Genomic DNA, 22990 nt, shown 5'->3' on the forward strand with positions numbered 1-22990 from the left:
GATGCTCTTGGTGAGCGCCCCGATCCTAGGCGTGCCAGAGAAGGCAGCCCTGTCGCAGGTGATTGATAGCGGCTGGCTTACGATGGGGGACAGGGTACGAGAGTTCGAACAGGCCTTTGCCGGCATGCATGGCGCGCGAGATTGCGTTGCGGTTGGTTCCTGCACCGCAGCGCTCCATCTTCTCCTCCATGCTTTGGGCATCGGCCCTGGCGACGAAGTACTGGTTCCTTCGCTGACGTTCGTGGCGACGGCGAATGCGGTGCTGTATGTAGGGGCGACGCCGGTCTTCGTCGATATCGAGTCCGTCGACGTGCCGTTGATCTCGGTTGCGGAAGCCGAAGCGCGGTGCACGACGCGCACGAAAGCGGTCATTCTCGTTCACTTCGCCGGGTATCTCCCCGATCGGGAACAATGGCAGCGGTTCGCCCGGCTTCGCGGGCTGCATATCATCGAGGACGCTGCGCACGCGCCCGGGCTTAGGGAAGTCGGGACATTCGGCGCCGCGGCCGCGTTCAGCTTCTATGGCAACAAGAACATGACAACGGCCGAAGGGGGCGCCGTGATTGCACGTGACCCCGATCTGCTCGACAGGGTTCGCCTGGCCCGCGGGCACGGAATGACAACGGGGACGCATCAGCGGCTGAACAGTCGTACGCCGCAATATGATGTCACGATGCTCGGGTTCAACTACCGAATGGACGAGATGCGAGCGGCAATAGGGCTGGTTCAGTTGCAGAACCTGCAAGAGTGGAACGAAATCAGGCGAATCATAGCTGTCTTGTACCGACGCCTGATCGCGGACCGTTGCCCAGCCATTGTCATTCCATTTAGCGAACCCCGGACGTCGGCTTACCACATCATGCCGATCGTCCTGCCGCGCTACGCGAGCCGGCAGGATGTCATCGACGAGCTGCGGACACAGGGCATACAGACCACCATCCACTACCCGCCGGTGCACCAAATGACGTTCTACCGCGAGCGCTTTCCCGGCGTGAGTTTGCCCCGAACAGAGGATTTCGCTGAGCGAGAGCTCACAATTCCGCTGCACCCCCAGATCACTTCCGCCGCCGCCGAATCAGTCGTGGCTGCCCTGGCAGCCGCGCTCAAAACAGGCGCGCTCAAAGCAGGCGCCCAAAGAGGAACTGCTGCATGAATGCGTTAGACCCTGCCTTTCACCGGATGTTCGTTCCAAATCCTGATCACGGCTTTGCGAGACGCGCAATCGATCTTGCGGTGGCGGGCATCGCTACCGTCGCATTGGCGCCATTGATGCTGCTGATCGCCGGAGCGCTTCTGCTCGAGGGCGGTGGCTCGATCTTGTTCGCTCAGACCCGCATCGGGGCCGGCGGCCGAACCTTCCGCATGTACAAATTTCGCAAATTCGGTGTGAACTGCGGCTCTCAAGGCCTTGCGCTGACGGTCGTGGGCGATACACGCATGACCACCGTTGGCCGCTTTCTCGCAGCGACGAAGCTGGACGAACTACCGCAGCTGTGGAATGTCCTCAAAGGCGAAATGGCGATCGTCGGCCCACGGCCCGAGAGCCTGGCTTTCGCCGATTGTTTCCGGGGCGAGCTTAGGGCCGTGCTGCAATACAAGCCAGGCCTGCTGGGACCAGCCCAGGTCGTTTTTCGGCACGAAGCGCATTACTTCCCCCAATCCGTAGATCCGATCGTGTTCTACCGGGAGGTCATGTTCCCCGCCAAGGCAACACTGGACCTCTCATATTATCCGCGACGCACCATCGTCTCCGACCTCGCGTGGATGGTGCGGGGAGTGCTGGCAGTGGTCGGTTGGGTTCCGGTACCGCCGATCGACGTTTGAATATCCAAGGGAAGCGTTCCAAACAGCCAAGGGAATGCGCAGTGATGAGCTACAATGGAAAGAAAGTCCTGGTGACCGGCGCGGACGGATTCATCGGTTCGCATGTCACGGAGGCGCTTGTTCGCAACGGGGCAGATGTCACAGCCCTTGCCCTTTACAATTCCTTCGACAGCCATGGATGGCTAGACGATCTGCCGGACACCATCCGCAGCCAGTTGAGGCTCGTCCGTGGTGACGTCCGCGACAGTGCGTTCCTTAACCGGATCATGCGCGGCCAAGTCGCGGTTTTTCATCTGGCGGCGCTTATTGCGATTCCATATTCCTACGCCGCTGCCCAGTCCTATGTGGAAACCAACATCCTAGGCACGGTGAACGTCCTCGAAGCGGCGCGCCTATGGGAGACGGAGCGGGTGATCCATACCTCCACGAGCGAGGTCTACGGAACTGCCCAAACCATGCCGATCGGCGAAACACACCCCCTGCAGGGACAGTCACCATATTCGGCATCCAAAATCGGCGCCGACATGATGGCGGAGTCTTACGCCAGGTCGTTCGATGTCCCTGTGGTGATCATGCGACCCTTCAACACTTACGGCCCGCGCCAGAGTGAACGCGCCATCGTGCCGACCATTATCCGGCAGGTCCTCGACCCGAAATGTCCTGCAATCATGGTCGGGGATACCAGCCCGATCCGCGACCTGACCTATGTCGAAGACACCGCGACAGCGTTCCTGACCGCAGGTCTCGCCCAGCTCGAGTTCGGCCACGCCTACAACGCTGGCAGCCAACGCGCTGCGACCGTCTCGGACGTATTGGCCATTGTTCTTGAGCTGACCGATTGCAAAAAGCCGGTCCGTCGTGATGAAAGCCGCCTGAGGCCGCAAAATTCCGAAGTTCGCGCCTTGCTCGCCGACTCCTCGCGCTTTGAACGTGAGACTGGATGGCGGACACAGACCAGCCTGCGCGATGGGCTGGAGCGAACAATCACGTGGTGGCGCGAGCGCCTTAGTGAAGGCCGGGTACGGCGCGAAGTGGGTTACATGACATGACCCTGGGCGGCCGTCATGCGTTGGCGCTGTTGCTGGCTGCCGGTGCCATATCTCCCAACATCTACGTTGCCGGCGGCCGTCAAAGCAAGGCAGCGGAGGTGGCGGCCACAGCGGTCGTGAACAACCTGCCGGGCTATGTGCGCCAAACAAGGGATCCTTGGTCTGGCATGGTTTTCGCACGGATCACCAGACCGGGCGTTCTCGGCCGGGCGGGTGTATGCGGGAAGAAGTACTGCACCCACCGTTACTCAAGCGCACAGGCTTGGAATGCCGACCAGAGCCTGCTCCTGATCGCCAATGGCTGCGGTGGCCTGTGCTTTCTCGACGGACAAACCTACTTGCCTTTGTTCCACCGCAACCGCGCGACCGAATGCGAATGGCATCCCACTGATCCCGAGTTGATGATCTGCGTCGGGGGCCGGCAGATTGCGACATGGGCCCCACGTACCGATCATGAGGACGTCGTGTTCGCCTCCGGAGCGTACTCCAACCTCAAATTTGGACCCAACAAAGGCAATCCGAGCCGCGACGGCAGCCGGATTGCGGTGCGTGCAACGAACAATGACGGCCGAGCGGTGGTTTTTGGCTACGATCTCAAGCAACGGCGGAAATTCCCGGATATCGATCTTGCCGAATTCCCGGGAACGACCGGCTCCTGCTCGATCTCACCACTCGGAATCAACATAGTGTGTTCCCAGCAATTACCGGACGGAATCGAAGCGAGTTTCGTCTTCTCCATGGACGGCATATTGCGCCAGAAGTGGATGGAGCACCATCGACCGGGCCATGGCGACATGACGGTCGATTCCGACGGAAGCGAAATCTATGTCGGGATCAGCAAATCGGATCCTGACAAATATCAGGTGATCAAGCGCCGCTTGGCTGATGGCAAGGCTACCTCGCTGATGAAATATGGCGAGGCCATGCATGCGTCACTCAGGTCGCTCGGCAGGCCCGGCTGGGTGTTTCTGAGTTATGGCGGCACGCCAGCCGAACTATCGCAGCACCCGGATTGGGCGCCTTACGCTCAGCAAGTCATTGCGCTGCGTCTAGACGGCAGTGGAGAGGTCCGCCGTGTCGCAGACACGCACAACGCGCCCTTCGACTACTGGAGCGAGACGCATGCCTCTCCCTCTCCGGACGGCTCCCAGGTGGTCTGGTCCAGCAACTGGGGCGTGCCCGGTGGCCCGGTATACGATTTCGTTAGTCGTGTTGAATGGCCTTTGAAGCCGGTGTTTGACCGGAAGGAGATTGTCGCAAATGACCTTCAGTAGACGATACGTTCTTGGCGCAGTCGTGATGATGTCGCTAACCTCGATGGCTTGCGCAGGCGAGGTCGAGCCCTATCAACTCTCACCTGGCGATACGGTCGAGATAGGAATAGCGCCGATCCCTGATCGGACGCAGCGCGCCGTAGTCCAGATGGATGGCAATATCGCCCTTCCGGAGGCTGGAATGATCATGGTCGCAGGCCTGACGGCGTCCCAACTGCAAAGGCGCATGCAAGAGGTCTTGCCAAGCAAGATTTTTCACGTGCGTCTGACTGATGGGCGGGAGCAGACAGTTACTGTCGAGCCCGACGATGTCACAGCGATCATAGCGGACTATCGCCCGATCTATGTAACGGGCGATGTGCTCACCCCGGGACAACAGGCCTACCGTCCGCTCATGACTGTACGGCAGGCGCTGGCCGTTTCCGGCGGCTTCAGTTTTTTGCGATCACGGGCGGGCCAGGCCGGGCCTGATCCGGTCGATCTCAAGCGCGATTACGAAATGCTCTGGGGAGATTACACGAAAGAATACCTTCACGCTGCCCGCATTCGCGCCGAGCTTCAGGGCCAGGCGGATTTCGACAAGAAGACACCACAGGGATCACCTCTTTCGCCGAGCGTTGTAGCCGCGATGGCACAGGCTGAAGCAGAGGCGCTGAAGGTTGCGCTGAGTGATTTCCGGCAAGAGCAGGATTTTCTGGAGAAGGGCCGGACGGACGCTGCCGAGCAAATTGGCGTTTTGCAGAAACGCGAACGAGTCGAGGGCGAGAGCGTGAAGGCGGATGAGCAAGATTTGGCGCGAGTGACGAAGGCATTCGATGCAGGCAATCTGACCAACACCCGGCTCGCGGATGTCAGGCGCGCGTTGCTTTTATCTTCAAGCGGCGCGCTTCAAACCTCGGTCGAACTGATGAGGGCGCGGCGCCAGCAGGAGGACTTTGTCAGACAGCACGAACGCAACGACAATCAAAGGAGGATTGGCCTGCTGACGGATCTGAAGGACACCAACGCCCGGCTGGCGGATGTCACCGCCAGGCTCCATGCCGCCAGCGAGAAGCTGCAGCCGACCGGAGCATCCACACAGCCATTGCCGATTGCCGGCGAAACGGTACGGGCCCAGGTGACCATCGTACGCAAGATCGGCAATGAATGGCGCAAGCTGTTGGTTGACGAAGATGCGATTGTGCTGCCGGGGGATACTGTCGAAGCCAGATTCAGCAGTGAACTGCAAAGTGTGGCAGTCCAATAGGGCGTCAGCCGCAGTCCGTGCGGAGCTTACTGTTCTATCGGGGGGGCGAACCCAACTGAACGGAGATCCAAGGTGAGGCGCATTTTCAACCAGGGAGCGACCCTGACACCCTCAACGAACGCGGATCAGGTGACGCAGTCGTCAAGTTATGCTTTCCATATGCCGTCAGCGCGAATTGTGCGGTCCAGGTCGCGCGCCGGTGAGTCCGGAAATTGGCAGGAATTTACGTCTAGCAAGGAGAGCAATGCGCAGGGCGGCTTCGTGTCGGACGGCTACAGGACCAGCCATTGCGCGCCCGGCTACGGCCTACATTACAACAAAACGCACAGTTCCGGCTATTATGGGGCGCTTTGGGAGAACATCGAAAAGCCCCTGATCCTCGACGTTCTTCGCCCCTTGAGCGGAGCGAGCCGAAACTGCCTTGATTTCGCATGCGGAACAGGCCGCATCGCCGAGGTAGCCGCCGGCCTCTTCAGCGAGGTGGTTGGCGCCGACGTTTCCAGAACGATGCTCGACAGCGCGCAAGTACCGCCCAATGTGAGTTTGCGTCACGTCGACGTGACAAGGGAGCAGTTGGGTATGACGTTCGATGTGGTAACCGCATTTCGTTTTTTCCTGAACGCAGAGGATGAACTGAAATGGCATGCACTGAAAGCGATCAATGAGCACCTTAAAGATGGCGGGCGGCTTGTGTGCAACGTTCACATGAATGCGACGTCGCCCGTCGGCCTGGCGTGCCGGCTGCTCAATCGAGTGTCTCGACGCACCATTCGCAACACGCTGAGCGCAGCGAGGTTCAAGGCCCTCCTGACTGCCTCGGGATTCACCGTCGAGCAGACGATACCGTACGGTTACCTGCCTCGGCCGGGAAACCTGTTGCCAGGGTTCTGTGAAATGATGATGCAGCCTGTCGAGAAGGCCTGCAGAAGGCTTCGCGTTCCTGGCCAGCTGGCGCAACACTTCCTGGTTGTTGCGAGGAAGCGCTAAATCCCGAGAAAGCCCCGAAAACGGCAGGCAGCGGTTTTCTTGGGGTGGCTCGCCCGGCATGAAGCCTGTCTAAATACGGTGGAACGGCAGTTTTCCCCCGATTTAATATGTGGGTTCCGGGTTTCTCGGGTCAGCGCCACGATTTTGCTACATTTTGACTAAAGTCCAATCATGTTAGTGGGGCGTAATATTAGAAGGCTAAGGGGATACGCTCCTGAACAGCAAGAGATTGTCCGTGCCCAGTGGGGCCAGTGAGCTTGCGCAACGATCTCTCACGGGAGGTCGAAACCCATGAACCCTGGTGGAAGGAGTTCGTCGGATCTGCGAGGCGCAATGCTTGGGACCGTGCCTGGCCTGGTAGGCGTCGGCGTCTTCTCGGCAGTCATAAACCTTCTCGCCCTGACCGGCTCGGTCTATATGCTGCAAATTTACGATCGCGTTTTACCTTCGCAGAGCGTTCCGACGCTTGTCGGGTTCACGATCGGAATGCTGGGTCTTTACGCTGTCTACGGGCTGCTGGATTTCGTGCGGCTGCGCCTGCTGGTTCGAGTGGGCAATCGTGTCCATAGGAATTTGAAGCAGAGGGTGTTCGGCCTCTCACTGTCCTTGCCGCTCATTGGCGGGCAGGATGCGAACCGGATACAGCCCCTCCGTGATCTCGATCAGTTACGCGGCTTCCTTTCCGGAATGGGGCCGACTGTCATCTTCGACGCTCCGTGGATTCCATTTTACCTGCTGATCATCTATTTCCTGCATCCTGCGCTCGGTCTGTTGTCCACAAGCGGTGCGATCATTGTCGTGCTGCTCACGGTCATGGCGGAAGTTCTTGGCCGCACATCGGTGACACGCGCGTCCGAGACGCTGGTGTCGCAACGCAATCTCGCCGAATCCGGACGCCGCAACGCGGAAGTCGTACGCGCGATGGGCCTTTCCGCACGGCTTGCCCACCGCTGGGGCGAGATCAATAACGCATATCTGCGGCACCAAGAGAGGCTTTCCGACGTCGTCGGCGCCACCGGGGCACTCTCTAGGGCACTGCGTTTGGCCTTGCAGTCCTGCGTTCTTGGACTGGGTGCCTACCTGGTGATAGGAGGCGAAGCCTCGCCAGGCGTGATCATCGCATCCTCCATCTTGCTGGGCCGCTCATTGGCTCCTGTTGACGCCGCTATCGCGAACTGGCGAGGCTTCGCCGCGTTCCGGCAAAGCTATTCGCAACTGGCAACGGCCCTGGCCGCTTTTCCTGACCGGGACGAACATATGGAACTTCCGCGCCCCCAAGCGGAGCTTGCGGTCGAGGACCTGACTATAGCGCCACCGGGCCAGCAAAAACCGACGGTAGCCAATGTCAGCTTCCGCCTGGCTGCAGGGACGGGAATGGCCGTTGTCGGCCCGAGCGGTTCTGGCAAAAGCACGCTTGTGCGCGCGCTGGTGGGCGTCTGGCAGCCACTTCGCGGCACGGTGAGGCTGGACGACGCCTCGCTTGACCAATGGGACCAAGAACACCTTGGCGCACATATTGGCTACCTGCCCCAGGACGTCGAACTGTTTGATGGAACGGTTGCCGATAACATTTCGCGATTTGGCGGGAAGGGCGACGCCAAGGGCGTGCTTGCAGCTGCCAAGGCAGCGGGCGTCGACAAAATGATCCTGCGATTGCCGAACGGTTTTCAAACACGCATGGGCGAGGGAGGAACAGCCTTGTCGGCTGGACAGCGGCAACTCGTCGGGCTTGCCAGGGCACTTTACGGCGATCCGTTTCTCGTCGTTCTGGACGAGCCGAATTCAAATCTGGACGTCGATGGCGATACCGCCTTGGCCGGCGCGATCCTGGCAGTGCGCAGACGTGGAGGCATCGTCATCGTAGTTGCGCACCGTCCTTCTGCCCTTACCAACATCGACAGGGTACTCGTAATGTCCAATGGGATGCTTCACGCCTTCGGCTCACGCGAGGAGGTCCTGGCCAACGTCATCCGCCCCTTTGCTGCGCCTGTTGAACGCCCGGCAGCGGCCGTCGCGATGCACAAAGGGGTGAGCGGTCACGCATGAGGAATATTTTTTTGTCTGAGGCGACGATGGCTCCATCGGCCCCGATCGGCAATGGGAGCCGGCGCAACGCGATGATTTCGGGCACGCGCGATGGAATCGGGGCTAACCTGATCCTGGGTGCGGCGGTCACGGTTATGTTGCTTGCCGGCGGCGGGCTCTGGCTCGGACTGACCAAGATTGCTGGCGCGGTAATTGCGCCGGCGACCGTGGTGATCGAGAGCAACATAAAGAAGGTCCAGCATCTGACGGGCGGCACGATAGGGGGCATCTTCGCGCAAGATGGGGATCATGTACGGGCCGGCGATGTGATGGCACGATTGGACGACACGCTGACACGGGCCAATCTGCAGATAATTAGCAAGGATCTTGATCGGGCAACGGTTCGGCTTGTGCGGCTGGAGGCAGAGCGGCAAGGCCTGTCGGAGATGCAGCTTCCGTTCAGCCTTCAAGCGCGAATGGGCGAGCCGGAGCTGGCTGCGCTGGTGAACGGTGAGCGCACGCTGTTCGACAGCCGCGCTACGGCCCTCAAGGGGCAGAAGGCACAGTTGCAAAGCCGCTCAAAGCAACTCGAACGCCAAGTTGAGGGCCTCAAGGCGCAACAGACCGCGGAAGAACAATCCGTGGTCCTGCTGGATGGCGATCTTGTCGATGTACAGGCGCTTTTTACAAAGAAACTGGTGTCCAAAGAGCGACTTAGCAACATCAGACTGGATGCCACCCGGGCGCACGGAGAATCAGGGCGCCTCGCGGCGGCAGTTGCCGAGGCGCAGGCCCGGATCAGCGAGACCGAATTGCAGATTCTTCAGCTCGATGAACAAAGGCGTAGTGACGTGACGAGCGAACTTCGTGAAACGGAAGCCAAGCAAACCGAACTCAGCGAGCGCAAGGTTGTGGCACAGGACGAACTGGCCAAAACCACCATCCGCGCTCCGCAATCGGGAACGGTACAGGAATCTTCCATTCACACGATCGGCGGCGTGATTGCCGCGGGCGAGGTTCTCATGATGATTGTCCCTGACACCGGCAACCTTGTCGTCGACGCGCTGATTGCGCCGTCGCGCATAGATGACGTTCGTCCAGGTCAGCGGGTCTCGATCCGGTTTCCGGCTTTCGACGCCGGCACTACGCCTGCCTGCCAAGGGTCTGTCAAGCGCATCTCGGCGGACCTGATAAAAGATCAACAGCGCCAGCTTTCTTATTTCTCGGCGCGCATCAATGTCGAAGACAAGTCCACCTGTCTGACCGATGCCAAAGTGCTCAAACCCGGTATGCCAGCGGAGGTTCACATAAGTACGGACGAACACAGCGTCTGGTCTTATCTGCTGAAGCCGCTTACCGACCAGATGTCGAGGGCTTTCCGGGAATGACATGGCGGCTGTGAGCGGTCGACCGCGGGAACACGGCAGGCGTGCTTGCTGACATATTAGGGTAGGCGACGTGATGCCACAGGGGTGACGCCTGCGGCCGACGCGCGAGGCTCGTCTGGGACATTGTCCCGGCTACAAGGATGCCCCAACAGGATTTTCCTGGCCGCCTCACCAAGTCCTGCCCCGACAACAGCGTTAGTGTCCTGTCATCTTTTGCGCAACAAACAGCGCATACCGTTCCACGATCATCGACATGGGCAATTGCCTCACGAGGAGAGGTTCTTTGCTCCTACGACGCGGCGAGGGCCCTGCGGCGGACACGGCGTGCGGCATGCACCGTTCGGTCTGCAGTCACCGCTACATTTGCCACGTCAGATGTATGCGGCAAGGCGTTCGCGCTTCCATGCGACCTCTTGTAGGGCAGCAATTCCCTGACCCGAGCATTGACCGAGGCAATCTCGACCCGCAAGTCCTCGCATTCCTGCCGTCTCACATCGAGTTCAATCTGATCGGACGCCTGCTGCATGGACAGCTGTGCAAAATCTGCGGCGATCTTCGAAAGGTTCACCTTGTTGGTTTCGGCCTCCTCGGTGAGTGCGGCCAACCTTTCGTCGGTCACCTGTTTTTCGGCCAGGGCGTCGCTCCATTGTAGCTGGAGCCTGGCGATCTCGGCCGCGGCCTCGTTGTTTGCGTTTGAGGCGAGTTCGAAGCGCGATTGGAGACTTTGAATTTCTGAGCGCAATCCTCGGTTCTCAGCCTGGCAGCGTTTAAGCTCGCCATCCATGTCCGCCTGCATAATCCTGGCTGCTTCGGTCACCTCCCATAGCTTCGCCTGCGCAACCTCGAGTGAGGTGTGCAATTTGATTGCCTCTTTTTCGCTCTTGCCGAGCGCACTCAGCATTTCGGAATTTCGCGCAGCTTCGTTGGCATGGATCGTGGAGAAGGCATCCAGCCTATGCCGTGCCTCTTCCTCCCGCTTCATGGCCTTTTCCAGGTCAATAGACAGGCTCACATTCTTTTCACGCAGCTGTTTGTTCTCTCGGGAGCGCCTGTCGGCCTCGACATTTGCGGCGGCAAGCATGTTCGTGAGGTCGCCAAATTCCGCTTCGTTCTTTGTGGTGGTGTTCGCCGCTTCGACCAGCTCCAGCCTTGCCGCGGCCAACGCGCCACGGAGCACTTCACACTCCTGAACAAGGCTTGCCTGGCGCTGCTGCAATGTCTCGACGGTGCCTTGACGCTCACAGTACCGTCTGTTCAGGTCATTGAGTGTTTCCGACAAGTTCCTTTGATCTGCGATCAGATTTTGATTCGCCAACTCCAGTTCGTTGGCACGGAGAATGTCCGCGTGAAGGATGTGAAAAAACTCGAACGTCAGTTGACATGTGCTTGTAATTTCGGAGATTTTTGCGTTGATCTCCTCGAAATGGAGCTTGGCATCGTGGAACAAGCCGTTAAACGAGCTCACGGCAGCAATTCGGCTCTGCGTATGTGAGGTCATCCGATGCGCTGGTATCGGCGAGCTATCATCGTCGTCGCCGGCACCGTCCTCGCTTGGTACGCTGTCATCCTGTTCGTTGTTGTCGCCTGCCATGTTTGGCACGTCGGCGACATCCTCCAAATCGAGGCACTGGTCGACAGCGTTAGCCAAGTCAGCTTCGAGATCGTCGAACGACCTCTCCACATTGTCCTCGGCGCGTCTGATCAAATCCCTGAACTTCATGACTTCATCCCCTGCAGCCGCATGCCCGGAACCATTGAGGCACGAGGACTGAGATGCTTTTGTATCGAGAGCTCAACTCAGCGTCTTCGTTCAATCAAACGATGCCAGGGCGCCGGCGCCGCGAGGAGCCGAGAGCTGCGATTGGAAGGCCCTACATCGGTCTAGGTGCCTGCTGACTTATTCTTGAGGACTGCGCGACTCCCCTTCTTGCCATCGTCTTGGCGTCGATGGTGTGTTGCCTGGGCACATTAACGCTCAGGTGCAGAAGCCCCGACGAACGGCCCGGCACAGCCTCTTGTGGGGCGCATCAGGCGGCCGGGCCTAACCGGCGGTTGAGTGTTTTGGTTTGCCGGCTGACTCACCATGCGACCTTGGCGAGGCAAGCGCATCATTCGAACGAATTGGGGACCGGCCGCCTGGCCGCCCAATCACACTAAGCTTCCGTTGCCGGAGCTGGCGACGAGGTGCTTTGCCTTGAGCCTTGGTATCTACATACGAAGCGGCAATACGCGCCGGTGGAGCAGTGGTCCGACCCGTCAAACTATCGCTGCAAAATGCGCGGCGGAAGGCATCCGAGGATATTCTCAGTGCAGCGGTAGGAGATCGAACGCGGGCGATCTTGCTGAATTCCCCAAACAATCCCGGCGGATATGAGTTCGGCAGGGACGATCTGGAAACAATTGCCACATTTGCCGAGCGGCACAATCTATGGATCATCAGCGATGAGGTTTACCGCAGCACAGTGTTCGACGGCGAGTTCCCTCAATAGCATCCATTCCCGGAATGAGAGAGCGGACGATAATTGTGAACAGCCTGTCGAAGTCTCATGCAATGACCGGCTGGAGGCTAGGGTGGACGCTTGGGCCGGTCTCGGCATCAGGTCATTTAGAAAATCTTGCGCAATGCATGCTCTTCGGATCGCCGACCTTTATTCAAGATGCCGCAGCGGTGACTCTCGATGAGGCGGTGACGCAGAGATGCGTTTCTTTTCGGACGCCCTTCTGCCGTTGATGTTGACCATTGCTGTGCGGATGTTCGCCGGGATATGCGTGAACCTTATCGTCCGCTGCGGCGCTCAATTTGCTTGGGGTTCTTGGAACCGTTCCGAACTTTCTCCTTGCGCCTCCGATCGAGTTGCGCGTGCTCATGCGGGGCGCTGAGGTGTCTCGATCCGCAGTGGCGCGGCCATTATGGGACGAAGCCTATCAGCTTAGTTGAAATTTGTCCCCAGCGGACGGGAACGACGCTTGGCCATGTTAGTTGATGTGAATGGAGCAGCTAAGAAAAGATCTGGCATTGCTTACGCGACCCGGCTTCTGGATAGCTTTCGGCATTTTGTTGCTGCTTTACGGGATTCAGGTCTTTTTTCTAATTCGGGCATGCCAATGCCTTTAGCCTGGAACATCGATCCCCCTAGCTGGAACGCGGTCTGTCCATCTCCCGGCGGCTGCGGCGATAGCGTTGATCAACGATATATTCATTTATAAGCCTGCTATTCCCGGGGATGCCGAGGTTGGCAGCGCCTGCATCGTTGATTACGCACGTGGCGCTCCCCTCAAAATAGGTGGTTACCATTCTCGCGCTGCCGGTGAGCATTGGAGTCCGCACTGTGTTGGACGTGCGCTCATGCGTCGGGAAATTTCTTATAGACAGGGGAGGGTCTGTCAGGCTGGAAAATCACAAGCTGCCCCGCGAATGAGGAAGCAAAAAAGGTGCAAGACCAGATCGATTTCTTCCGGGCAACTCGGTCCTCGCATCATCGCCGATCAGCGGCCGTACCGTCGAGAACCAAAATGCGCACGATCTCAGCCGGTCGGCTTCGACCAAAACATGCGGACTACCGGACGGGGACAGTCGGTGCCGCGTCCCGTCCTGTGGCCGGCGCTATGCTGACGCTCCTACGGTATCCCGTTCACCGCCCGCGGCAGGAGGGCGAATTTCCTCCGTCCTGCGCGGGACAACCGTCCACTGTTGCGGCCGCACGCAGGACTGCGGCTTATACGCCGTTCTTCCTTTGAGCGGCGTCCAGTTCGCAGGGCTAAATCACCATTGGTATGCAGACGAGCCTCTCGGCGTCTGGACAGAGATCAATTGCGCTTTGCACCAGGGTTCCTGGATCGTAAGCTCCAAACACGCTGCAGTCGCCTGATATGGTCCACTACGTTGGCCGGCTCATACGGCTTCGCAAGGTGCGGGCCTTCCTGACAAAGGTCGCCCGCCGCGATCGCAGTTCGTTCTACTGCGGCAGAAAGCACTATTTTGACCTCGGGCTTGTTCTCGCGAACCCACTTCGACAATTGGAACCCGTTCATGTTGCCCGGCAGGTCAACGTCACACAAGACGGTGTCGACACCGAACTCCGCATAGTTCAACGCTTGTTGCGCCTCACGTGCGAAATGGGCCTCAATCACCCTGTAGCCACAGTGGCGGAGATAGTCCGCGATGACGCATCGGGCGATGACGTCGCCGTCAACCACGAGGATCGTTTGGCTCTGTTGGTTCGGGGCTTCCATTGACGGAGAACGGTCAGCAACCGGCAGGGTTCCACGCATCATGACCTGCGCGGGGATGCCGACCGAAGATCGCGGCGAGATCCTGCACGAAATGATCCCTGCCGGCGGGCGCATTCAATTCAGCGGAGCGATGCCGCACTGGTGACGCCGTTTGCCACCTGGTCGACGAGACGGGCTAGAAGGCATGGTCTCGAAGCTCAAGGGCAGTCATATCGCAGCGGCAAACGAGCGCTTGGCGCAAGATCAAGTGCTTTGAGGAAAAGGAAATGCAAATCATCGGTGCACAGCGCGAGCGCGGCAAAGCTACCCAGGTGATCATGGCTGAAAAGGGCCTCTACAAAGGCGGCGCACTCGTCAACTTCAATGCCGATGAGCGGCAAGCGCTTTGGGATCGCGTCCAGGGCAAGGTTGGCCGCCCGGTCCCGAAGGGGCATAAAAAGGACAAGGCCGAGTGGCTGAAGCCCGGACTGGTTGGCTGGGTCAAGACCCTCAAAGGCGAAGAGAAGCTGCGGCACGCAAGGCTGCTGGATTTCCGGGAGGATGATGCAAATGGCCATGCCTAAGAAAGATCAGGAGCGCGCCACCTACGCTTGGATGTACGGCGCCCAAGCGCGCAAGGATGGCAAGGAGCGTGAGGTGCCATTACTGGCAGGAACATGCCGACGGGTGGCTGCAGGGTTTTGACGGTGTGGCGATGGACGGTTTTGGCAAGACCAAAACCGTCAACGACGAGATGGAAGCCGAGGTCGACGAAGCCGCCGTCGAGCGCCCCGACGAATAGCCATTTGGCGTATGAATCTGTACGGTCGTTTTTGATTGGAGAAGGCTTTCGTTGGGCCTATAAAGATTGCGTTTACCATTGCCTTTTTAGGGAGAATGCGATGGTTGCAACGCCCATAGAAACCGCTCAAGCGGCCACTGCGACTACGGCCACCTTGCTGAAGTGGCAGAAGTCCATGGAGGAACGCGCCACGTTTCGCCAGAACATGGATCAATCGCGCAGGGCGATCCAAGCCTCACGCGATCTGCTGAAGCGCCTTCGCCAACGTCATCGCGACGAGATGTCGGAAAGTTCGGAAAATGCCGACCCGTCTACTGCGCCGATATCGCAACGCGCCGGCAGCTAGCGGAGGCGACCAGAGCCGATGTGATGGGTAAAGTTTCACTGGCCGTTCCTTGGGTGGGCAGGCAAGTTAAACTTTGTCAACGAGCGGCCTTTTTCGCGCTCGCGGAAGCGCCACGTGGCTTTCGACCAGGCGCACGTGCTCGGCGTCGACAGTCACCAATGGCCGGAGGCTGACGGTTACCTTGTCCCCCGTCGATGCGTGTGACAGGGCCGATCAATTCCATATGCTGGCCAATTACAGCCTTCGAAGTCGAATCGACAACAGAATGCGGGAAGTCGTAGGAGGGGATCGTCACGCTTATGCGATCGGGCGTCACCCGGCCGCGCACAATCGCCGTGACTGCGACCTCGTCGCCAACTTTGATACTTCCCCGAGCCATGCCCAAGACTTTGGAGCAGCCGGCACCGGCGTCAAGATGAGGGGGAGCTAATAAAACCCCTCCGCGCCGCGATTGTGACGCGGGGCGATCCGATCGCCGCCAGCGACTTAGCAGACCAATTGACGACGGCGGCCGAGAAGCCTGGCATCCCTGCCGACCAAATCAACGGCGAAATCGAAAGCGTCTTCGAACTGCTCTTAGAGGTGATGCGGCGCGAGAGTTGCGCGAGGAGAACCAGCCCGGAGGCTTCTCCGGGGCTGTGCCGGTCCTGTCCCGTTCCAGCGGATGAACTGCGCCTTCTGGCCGGTGACCGTCTCAATCGACTTCAACAGGGGTCCATGGGCCTCAGGTAGAGCTTGGCAGTGCTCCCTGTGGTACGCCAGGAGCGGCCCGACGATGCTCTTGTGCAGCGCTTCGGCTGCCGCCAGGAAGCGCTCGATTTCAGCCCGGGAAAGCTGTTCGGAAGGTTTGTTGAAGGTTTGTTTTGGCCATTGGCGCTCTCCATTGAGGGCGTCGCCGCAACGAGGCCCATAATCCTACATGCCAGGCCGTCTGACAAGCGCCTCGCCGGCCTAACCCGAAGGAAGACGCAGGGCCACGGCGCCAAGCGGAGCCATCAGGAGCAACCCGCAAAGATGAGCAACGGCAGGCCCGGCGACCTCCTTTGGCACATGGGACAAACAAGAAGGGCGCCGAGCCTTACCGGCGCTGCTTTGTGAGGGAGACGACGCCGGATGATGAGAGTATGCGATAATGCTAATGTCTGCGAACCATGCGAATGAAGGAAAGCCGCGTGGCAGTGCCAATCAACGACATTGAGACCAAGGTCGGCGGGTGCGATCAGGTTCGGACCATGATGACGGGCTGGTGGGCCTGCACATGGTGGTGGCTACCGCGCTACCGCCTTGCTTTGCGCCAGCCGGCGGCCCATGCCTCTGCCTCGCTGCACAGCCAGCGCTCGCTGTACTGAAACTGATCGTCGTCTGGCAGTAATGCTCCTGCCCTGGAACGTGATAAATCGCTCGTCGGTACTGGTGGAAATGTTGCCCTTGATATCGCAGCTCCCCGCGCCGGCCGTGCGGGTGCCACTCAGCCAGCCAGCTGGGATGAGCCCGACGAGCTTGTCGAGAGCTTGGGTTCACTTTGAAAACCGGTCAGGGAACCATCACCAGCGCCGGCAGATATTGCCGTCGCCACATCCACCGCCCCTTTGCGTTCTTGCGCCAGCGGTCGGCCTGATCCGCACCTTGATGACGCTGGACTTTGCCCACGCCCTCTCCCCCGAGTGCAGAATGCTTCCAAAGCGGTAGCGAGTCCAGACCGAAACATTAGCGCCGACTAACGGTTATTTCGGCAGTGTTCCGAACCGTGATTGGTAGAGCGTTGGTGGCGCCCTCCTAAAATATGTGGTCGGACGTGCTTTAGAAAGCTTCGCCCCAGCAGGGGCGTGCTTGACGATTTCGGCGAACAAAAAAAGTCGCCGGCTCCGCCCGACCAGGCCGGGAGGCGGTCTTCATGGCCAAGCCTAAGGCCATGCGCGAAATGATCTTGCGCGAATGCAATGACGCGGCAATGAGCAAGCCCTACGCCGAGTTCTGCGCCGACGTGAATTCCCTCCGCGGAATGCAGTAGGTCATTCACGGCGCCGCGCAGTTTGACGACGATGGTGGGCAAATTGCCCTCATCACAATGACTGTCAGCTTCCGCAGGCAACAGCGTAGCCAGCGGTGACCGACGCCGGCCCAGAGACTCCCCAGGCCGCTCCTCGCCAGCCTACAGGCGAGCAGGCCGGCATCGGTCAGTAAGGTCCCGTAGGTGTGCAATATATCGTTCACGCCACGAATTGCGGACGTTCGAAACCGGTGATTGGCCATTTCGTGTGACCAAATTCCGCGACTGTTTACTTGCGATCACAAGGCCCCGCAACCTGGAGGTTCCGAAGCGCCATACTGGAGTACCATTGGCGTGGTCACGCGATTTGAACCCGACAACGGTGCTTGAACCAGACCAGGTTAAACGTCCGTTATCGTTTTTGCGCCAGAAGCGGCCAGTCAGCTTCCGGCCAAATGCGGCAGCGCTCATATTACCATGGTCAAATACAGCTCGCATGAAACTAGTTGTCTTCTTGGTCCTTTGGTTCGCCAGACCATACGAGAGAATACGAGAGAAACGGCTTGGCGAACTATGAAATCCAACGGATCTACGCTCCCCGTCATTTCCTTCGCGAGCGTCAGACGCTCCTCCAGGCGCTGCTCACGCTCCTCGTTCGTGCACTTGAGGCGCTCATGCGCATCCGCGAAAAAGCACTCTACCGTCAAAGCCTTTCCCCACCTCTCGATAATTTCGCAAGCTGCTGCTGGCTATCGGCGGTTCGTTGATGCGCAAACTGTGACGGCGGTCGTTACCGTGGCTCGAGTGTCAGCAGATGTGGTAAGGTTGATTGTCGGCGAGTAGCAGAGGGGTCCAGCAACAATGACTTTGAGACGAACCAGAGCTTACGGCGGATCCGGCTTGGTTCTGGCGGTTTGCACTGTATTTGCTTGGCAAAACGCCACCGCCGCTCAGGATTGCTACGCAGCCGCGACGCCTGGCGTCAATTGGCAGGAGTGTGACAAAAAGCTTCTCATCCTGGAAGGACAGGACCTGAGCGGGGCAAACCTGTTCGGTGTTGATTTCACTTCGACCGACCTCAGGAACAGCAATCTCCTTGCGGCAAATTTTGAGAAGGCAACGCTTGTGCGCGCTTCCCTGGCCGGCTCGACCGCCAAAGGCGCCCGGTTCGACAAAATCGAGGCGTACAGGACCGACTTCAGCCAGATGGACGCGCAGGGCGCTGTGTTTACGGGCGCGGAAGTGCAGCGCTCGAATTTCCAGAACGCCAATCTGGTCAATGTTGATTTCACAAAGGCGGAATTGGGGCGTGCACAGTTCCATGACGCCGATATCAGCGGCAGCCACTTTTCGTTTGCCAATCTCGCGCGGGCGGATTTCCGAGGAGCGAAGTTCACCGCACCGATAGACTTTGACGGCGCTTTTTTCTTTCTGACCCGTATCGAGGGCCTCGATCTATCCAATTCGGCGGGTCTGTCCCAGTGGCAGCTCAACATGGCTTGTGGAGACGCCCGGACCGAGTTGCCTTCTGGCATGACGAGGCCAGAAGATTGGCCCTGTCAATTCCAGCAGGAATAGCCCGCCCGTCCGCTTCCCGCCCAAAGGCTGCCGGGCGGCAAAGCGCCTCAATTCAGTCCTCGGCCGCGGGTCAAAGCACGACACTGCGGGACATTTCCGGCAATCTCATTTACCGGCGAACGACAACGACCAAATGGAGGACGGATGCCCAAGGTCAAAGGTGATACCGCTCTGGACAAGGAGCGCGCCAAAACAGAGAAGCTCCTCAAAAAGGTTGGATACACAGCCTTGAAGGAGGCCGGTGTGGTATCCAAGCGACCCGACCTCCCAAATCTAAAGATTGAAAAGCGAGGGAAGTAGCGCGGACACTCCCATGCTGACCTGACCGAAGGCACGCCCAAAATGTAGACGTCTGCTTTGCCTTCTCAAGCTAGGAGTGTGCAGGCGGCGCTTGCGAGAACCACAAGGCGGACTGCTGGGGCCGGAAGAAGCTGTCGTATTTCCGCCCCGGTGCGATCCGATACTTCACAACTTTTTCACTTTCAATTGGGGGGCCATATCATATGAACGAAGAGACTGGCGTTCAGAAGTTGGTGCGCACGCTGCGTGCTCGAGCACCTGATGACGCAGCTGAATTGCTCGCTAGAGAGTCTCCCGAGTTCATCCGCGACACACTAAAGCTGTTGCCTGACGGGCACGCCCGTAAGGTGGCCGAGCATTTGCCAGTGCATATGCGGCCCATCAGCTCTCATGACGGTGAGATGGGTTTCGCGATCCCCGAGTCGCTCGTCGAGGTGATGGACCCGATCCCCGCCAGCGTTCCTGTCGGGACGACGGTTGCTGCCGCGGTGGAAGCCGTCAGAGGCGCCCAAGTGCCGACCGAGCTCACTTATCTCTACGTCACGGACGAGGGTAATAAACTGGTTGGCCTGGCGGTCCTGCGCGATCTGATGCTGAGCGAACCGGACGCGGTTGTCGATCACATCATGCTGCCCAGGCCGTTCGCTCTTGATGTCGGTCTCTCTTTGAGTAACGCATGCAAGGCGGCGGTACGGCGTCACTATCCTGTCTATCCGGTGGTGGATGCGGAGAACCGGCTGCTCGGGCAGGTTCGCGGCTGGCGCTTGTTCGAGCAGCAAATCATCGAGATTTCCGCCCAGTCTGGCCAGATGGTAGGCGTCCAGAAGGAGGAGCGCTCTTTTACGCCGCTGTTTTCAGCCTTCTTGAAGCGTCATCCTTGGCTGCAGTTGAATCTCCTGACGGCCTTCATGGCCGCATTCGTGGTCAGTTCGTTCACAGGCACGATCGAGAAGATCGTCGCCCTGGCGGCGTTCCTCCCGGTCTTGGCCGGGCAGAGCGGAAACACCGGCTGCCAGGCACTGGCTATGACGCTGCGTGGCCTTGCCCTGGGGGATGTGGACAAACGACCGAAGCTGCACTTGGTGATGAGAGAAGGCGCGCTCGCGGCCGCCAACGGCGCGCTCGTCGGCGTTGTTGCGGCTGCGGCGATGTGGTTCTATGCCTCGAGGCAACCGGCGTCGGCGGCGCAGGCGCCGATGCTGGCACTTGTGATCCTGCTTGCCATGTCCGGATCGTGCCTCATGTCCGGCATCTCCGGCGTGCTGATCCCGTTGGGCCTGCGCCGGGTAGGCGCCGATCCGGCGGTCGCCTCGGCGATCTTCCTCACCACCGTGACCGATATTGTAGGCATGGGCCTGATGCTGGGGCTGGCAACCATGCTCGTGCTCTAGACTAGCAAGCTGCGTGCGGTGACGCGTCCCTGGGCGTTGAGGCAATGAGCTGACCTCGCGTTCAAAGAAATTGCAAGACCCGGGCCGAATCGCACACGCCTCGTGAGAAGCACCTTCCGGCAGCTCTCCGGCCTCTTGCGAAACGCGACGGAAGGCCTTTGGAGAAGCCGTGGGTGACCTTGAAGCCTGGTGACCAGATACGCAGAATCGCCCACCCAATATTAATCTTGTCGGCTGTGCGATCCACTACTGATGAGATTTGAGTTTGTTAAGCCTTGGGCCAAATACTTCAATCACGTGCAGCAATGTCGAGAAGAGTTTTTGACAATCAGCGCATCCGAAATAGGAATAAACCCGATATCTTGTTGCGCAGCTGCAACAGCTGCTGAGGACTCGCATAAGTCCGGCGACCGTTCAGTCGCCTTTTTCTTGCAGTCGTGCTAAATCTCTCGCACTAGTCGGGTTTGGGGTGGGTTCTCGGCATGCAATCTTCGTTTCGAACGATCTTCGGCTTCGCCGCAGCGCTGCTTTGTGCCGGCGTGTTGCCGGCCGGCGCACAAGGTCTTTTTGGGGCCTATGACGATGCGTTTGCGGCCCGCATCGCCAGTCCGGCCGACAACGGAACGCTCGCCCAATTCGTCACGGTTGCGGTCAATGCTGGGCAATACGATCAGGCGATCTCCTCGATCGAGCAGTATTTGATCCAATACCCGCGCGATGCGCGCGCCCGGCTTGCGGCCAGCCGGTTGTATTATCATGTAGGGTCCTATGAATTGGCCCGGCGGCAGGTGCAGTACGGCATCGAAGTCGGAGGTCTGACCGCAAGTGAGCAACAGGAAGCTGTTCGCCTGCTCGCCCGCATCGAGCGCGCGTTGCGTGGCGTCACCTGGGAACTCGCCCTGACCGGCGGCGTATTCAGCGCATTCACCGATTTTGAGCCAGGCGGGGCGCAGGACGACGACAGCTTCGTCTCGCCTTACGGGCAGGCGGAAGGTTTTGTGCGGTGGGACCTCGGCACGCCAAGTGCCGACGCGCTCGTTCTTTCGGGGTCGTTGGCCGCGACTGAGCGTCTTTTCACGGAAGACCTGTCGGTTCCGGGTGGCGAGAAGACTTTTATCCACGGCAACGCAGCGATAACCTGGGACAAGGGACTGCCCAACAGCGGGATCGATTCGCTGCGCCTGCTGCTTTCCGCGTTCACCGTTACGGATCGTTTCGACAGCGACATTTACGAAACCGGTATCGGCCTCAGTGGACGTTTCGTCGTTCGCCCGACGGTCGAGACGACGCTCTTCGCCGGTGGCGGCTACATCGATCTAAGCGCCTCGCAAGGCATTTTCGCGGATAGCAGGGTCTTCTATGAGGCAGGCGGCAGCTACCGCTTCCGCAATGGCCAGGCGCTCGGCTTGCGCTTTGTCGGCTCGAATGACTTCGCTTCCGGATCGGGCGAAATCAGCCGCAGCTATACGGGCGAGGTCCGCTATGGCGGCCTGTTGATGAACGTACCGGATTTTTTCGCATGGTCGCACCAGATCGCCTTATCGGCCGGCCACAGCGACACTCCCGATCTGTCCGTCGGCATCGGCACAAATATCAAGAGCGACTTCTGGCGCATTGCCTCGGAAAGCGATTTTCAGCTGACGGAAGCGCAGAAGATCAGCGTCGATCTCGCCTACCGCAAAACCAACTTCGCCCTCGCCAACCGCGACCGAAAATCGTTCGAAATGCTCATGAGCTATACGTTGACGCTCAATTGAAAGAGGCCGCGATGAGGTATCATCAGATCGTCGTTTTTATCGCCTGCCTCGCCTTCGCGGCACCATCCGCTGCTGAGACGGTCGGGTCGATGACAGCCTATCAGACCATCATCGTCCGCAATAACGGCGGGACGATGAACGTTGGCGCCGGCGTCGAACTCGGCGACCGGTTGCGCAGCAATCCCACCGGTCTCGGAATGCTGGTGTTCCGGGATGAATCGAGCGCCAAGATTGGTCCAAACACCAGCCTGACGATCGATGAGTTCGTCTACAATCCGGGCTCCGGGTCGGGAAAGATCGACATCGGGATGAACAGCGGCCTGGCCCGTTTTTATGGCGGCCAGGTTTCGAAAGGGGGCGTCATGCAGGTTGCGACGCCGCACATGGTGCTCGGAGCGAGAGGCGGCATCATCGAAGTGCTGGTGGCAGCCGGCCAGACCGTCGGCATATTGCGCGCCGGCCGCATGACCTGCACGATCAATGGCAAACGGCTGGTCATCACGAACCCGGGCTACGCCTGCACGTCGGACGATGGCAAGCTTCTGGCCGGCTACGGCGGCATCGACGCCTTCCCGATCTTGGACAGTATCGACCGGATAGCGGGAACCGGCCTGCCGGGCGCACCGGGTCCTGGGTTGGACGTAAGCGCAATTTGTGCGTCGGCTCTAGGCTCCTCGCTCAAAGTCTGCGGGTCCAGGGACGGCGCACTGCCAGGAGTGGTCATGGAATTCCCTGACAGCCCAACGCCACCTGCGGGCAGCGGGGGGCGGCGGGGCGAGTGTGAGGGTGAGGGTTGCTGCTACTACTACAACTGCGATTAG

General features: G+C 59.3%; 21 protein-coding genes and 1 pseudogene. 19 read left to right on the forward strand and 3 right to left on the reverse strand.

Annotated features, from left to right (window positions below):
• The first annotated feature begins 1 nt into the window (after position 1).
• From NKI10_RS01580 to NKI10_RS01615, 8 genes are all read left to right on the forward strand, one after another.
• Positions 2 to 1153: a DegT/DnrJ/EryC1/StrS family aminotransferase gene (locus NKI10_RS01580; RefSeq protein WP_023681042.1), complete on the forward strand. Its 1152-nt coding sequence runs from the start codon at positions 2 to 4 to the stop codon at positions 1151 to 1153.
• A 26-nt stretch (positions 1154 to 1179) separates the two neighbouring features.
• On the forward strand, positions 1180 to 1824 hold the full coding sequence (locus NKI10_RS01585) for a sugar transferase (protein ID WP_023670905.1): 645 nt from the start codon (positions 1180 to 1182) through the stop codon (positions 1822 to 1824).
• A 44-nt stretch (positions 1825 to 1868) separates the two neighbouring features.
• The gene (locus tag NKI10_RS01590) at positions 1869 to 2873 is read left to right on the forward strand and encodes an SDR family NAD(P)-dependent oxidoreductase (protein ID WP_023748029.1); all 1005 of its coding nucleotides are present in this window, start codon (positions 1869 to 1871) and stop codon (positions 2871 to 2873) included.
• The gene (locus NKI10_RS01595; RefSeq protein ID WP_352858167.1) at positions 2870 to 4147 is read left to right on the forward strand and encodes a hypothetical protein; all 1278 of its coding nucleotides are present in this window, start codon (positions 2870 to 2872) and stop codon (positions 4145 to 4147) included. The genes NKI10_RS01590 and NKI10_RS01595 overlap by 4 nt, the downstream gene beginning before the upstream one ends.
• Positions 4134 to 5393 carry a polysaccharide biosynthesis/export family protein gene (locus NKI10_RS01600; protein WP_023691487.1) on the forward strand — a complete coding sequence of 420 codons (1260 nt, stop codon included), beginning with the start codon at positions 4134 to 4136 and terminating at the stop codon, positions 5391 to 5393. Before NKI10_RS01595 ends, NKI10_RS01600 begins: the two co-directional genes overlap by 14 nt.
• A 72-nt stretch (positions 5394 to 5465) precedes the next feature.
• A complete protein-coding gene (locus NKI10_RS01605; protein WP_023706596.1) occupies positions 5466 to 6380 on the forward strand; it encodes a class I SAM-dependent methyltransferase in 915 nt (304 codons plus the stop codon).
• 333 nt (positions 6381 to 6713) lie between these two features.
• Complete coding sequence (locus NKI10_RS01610; RefSeq protein ID WP_023681048.1) at positions 6714 to 8426, forward strand: type I secretion system permease/ATPase; 1713 nt, start codon at positions 6714 to 6716, stop codon at positions 8424 to 8426.
• 71 nt (positions 8427 to 8497) lie between these two features.
• Positions 8498 to 9793 carry an HlyD family type I secretion periplasmic adaptor subunit gene (locus NKI10_RS01615; protein WP_348524481.1) on the forward strand — a complete coding sequence of 432 codons (1296 nt, stop codon included), beginning with the start codon at positions 8498 to 8500 and terminating at the stop codon, positions 9791 to 9793.
• Positions 9794 to 10082: 289 nt separating this feature from the next.
• Here NKI10_RS01615 and NKI10_RS01620 read toward each other — a convergent pair whose 3' ends face one another.
• Positions 10083 to 11513 (reverse strand): coiled-coil domain-containing protein, encoded by a 1431-nt coding sequence (locus NKI10_RS01620; RefSeq protein ID WP_352594914.1) that lies wholly within the window; start codon positions 11511 to 11513, stop codon positions 10083 to 10085.
• A 481-nt stretch (positions 11514 to 11994) separates the two neighbouring features.
• Here NKI10_RS01620 and NKI10_RS01625 point away from each other — a divergent pair, with 481 nt between their 5' ends.
• The gene (locus tag NKI10_RS01625; RefSeq protein ID WP_081725365.1) at positions 11995 to 12282 is read left to right on the forward strand and encodes an aminotransferase class I/II-fold pyridoxal phosphate-dependent enzyme; all 288 of its coding nucleotides are present in this window, start codon (positions 11995 to 11997) and stop codon (positions 12280 to 12282) included.
• 14 nt (positions 12283 to 12296) lie between these two features.
• A complete protein-coding gene (locus tag NKI10_RS01630; protein ID WP_084013534.1) occupies positions 12297 to 12524 on the forward strand; it encodes an aminotransferase class I/II-fold pyridoxal phosphate-dependent enzyme in 228 nt (75 codons plus the stop codon).
• A gap of 1076 nt (positions 12525 to 13600) precedes the next feature.
• Here NKI10_RS01630 and NKI10_RS01635 read toward each other — a convergent pair.
• Complete coding sequence (locus tag NKI10_RS01635) at positions 13601 to 14140, reverse strand: response regulator (protein ID WP_245270919.1); 540 nt, start codon at positions 14138 to 14140, stop codon at positions 13601 to 13603.
• A 152-nt stretch (positions 14141 to 14292) separates the two neighbouring features.
• Between NKI10_RS01635 and NKI10_RS01640 the strand changes: the two genes are divergently transcribed.
• The 4 genes from NKI10_RS01640 to NKI10_RS01655 all read left to right on the forward strand — a co-directional run bounded on the left by NKI10_RS01640 (position 14293) and on the right by NKI10_RS01655 (position 16502).
• Positions 14293 to 14589, forward strand: a complete 297-nt coding sequence (locus NKI10_RS01640; protein WP_023681052.1) for an ATP-dependent DNA ligase — start codon at positions 14293 to 14295, stop codon at positions 14587 to 14589.
• 68 nt (positions 14590 to 14657) lie between these two features.
• On the forward strand, positions 14658 to 14807 hold the full coding sequence (locus NKI10_RS01645) for a hypothetical protein (RefSeq protein WP_245274378.1): 150 nt from the start codon (positions 14658 to 14660) through the stop codon (positions 14805 to 14807).
• A gap of 100 nt (positions 14808 to 14907) precedes the next feature.
• Positions 14908 to 15153 carry a hypothetical protein gene (locus NKI10_RS01650; protein ID WP_352658269.1) on the forward strand — a complete coding sequence of 82 codons (246 nt, stop codon included), beginning with the start codon at positions 14908 to 14910 and terminating at the stop codon, positions 15151 to 15153.
• A gap of 1172 nt (positions 15154 to 16325) precedes the next feature.
• Positions 16326 to 16502, forward strand: coding sequence for a hypothetical protein (locus tag NKI10_RS01655; RefSeq protein WP_352858174.1), 177 nt, complete (start codon positions 16326 to 16328; stop codon positions 16500 to 16502).
• On the opposite strand, the pseudogene NKI10_RS30890 reads toward NKI10_RS01655, so the two are convergent.
• Positions 16430 to 16803 (reverse strand): annotated as a pseudogene (locus NKI10_RS30890) (sunset domain-containing protein). The gene NKI10_RS01655 and the pseudogene NKI10_RS30890 sit on opposite strands and share 73 nt — an antisense overlap.
• A gap of 903 nt (positions 16804 to 17706) precedes the next feature.
• On the opposite strand from NKI10_RS30890, the gene NKI10_RS01660 reads away from it, so the two are divergent.
• The 5 genes from NKI10_RS01660 (at position 17707) to NKI10_RS01680 (ending at position 22990) form a co-directional block, all read left to right on the forward strand.
• Positions 17707 to 17910, forward strand: a complete 204-nt coding sequence (locus NKI10_RS01660; protein WP_352858176.1) for a hypothetical protein — start codon at positions 17707 to 17709, stop codon at positions 17908 to 17910.
• Between the two features lie 94 nt (positions 17911 to 18004).
• The gene (locus tag NKI10_RS01665; RefSeq protein WP_352858179.1) at positions 18005 to 18721 is read left to right on the forward strand and encodes a pentapeptide repeat-containing protein; all 717 of its coding nucleotides are present in this window, start codon (positions 18005 to 18007) and stop codon (positions 18719 to 18721) included.
• Between the two features lie 503 nt (positions 18722 to 19224).
• Positions 19225 to 20412 carry a magnesium transporter gene (locus tag NKI10_RS01670; RefSeq protein ID WP_352858182.1) on the forward strand — a complete coding sequence of 396 codons (1188 nt, stop codon included), beginning with the start codon at positions 19225 to 19227 and terminating at the stop codon, positions 20410 to 20412.
• 539 nt (positions 20413 to 20951) lie between these two features.
• Positions 20952 to 22169 carry a tetratricopeptide repeat protein gene (locus tag NKI10_RS01675; protein WP_352858185.1) on the forward strand — a complete coding sequence of 406 codons (1218 nt, stop codon included), beginning with the start codon at positions 20952 to 20954 and terminating at the stop codon, positions 22167 to 22169.
• Entirely contained in the window at positions 22166 to 22990 is an 825-nt protein-coding gene (locus NKI10_RS01680; protein WP_352858187.1) for a FecR family protein, read from the forward strand. The genes NKI10_RS01675 and NKI10_RS01680 overlap by 4 nt, the downstream gene beginning before the upstream one ends.

Origin of the sequence: Mesorhizobium sp. M0802 (assembly GCF_040320115.1) — a bacterium.
GTDB lineage: Bacteria > Pseudomonadota > Alphaproteobacteria > Rhizobiales > Rhizobiaceae > Mesorhizobium.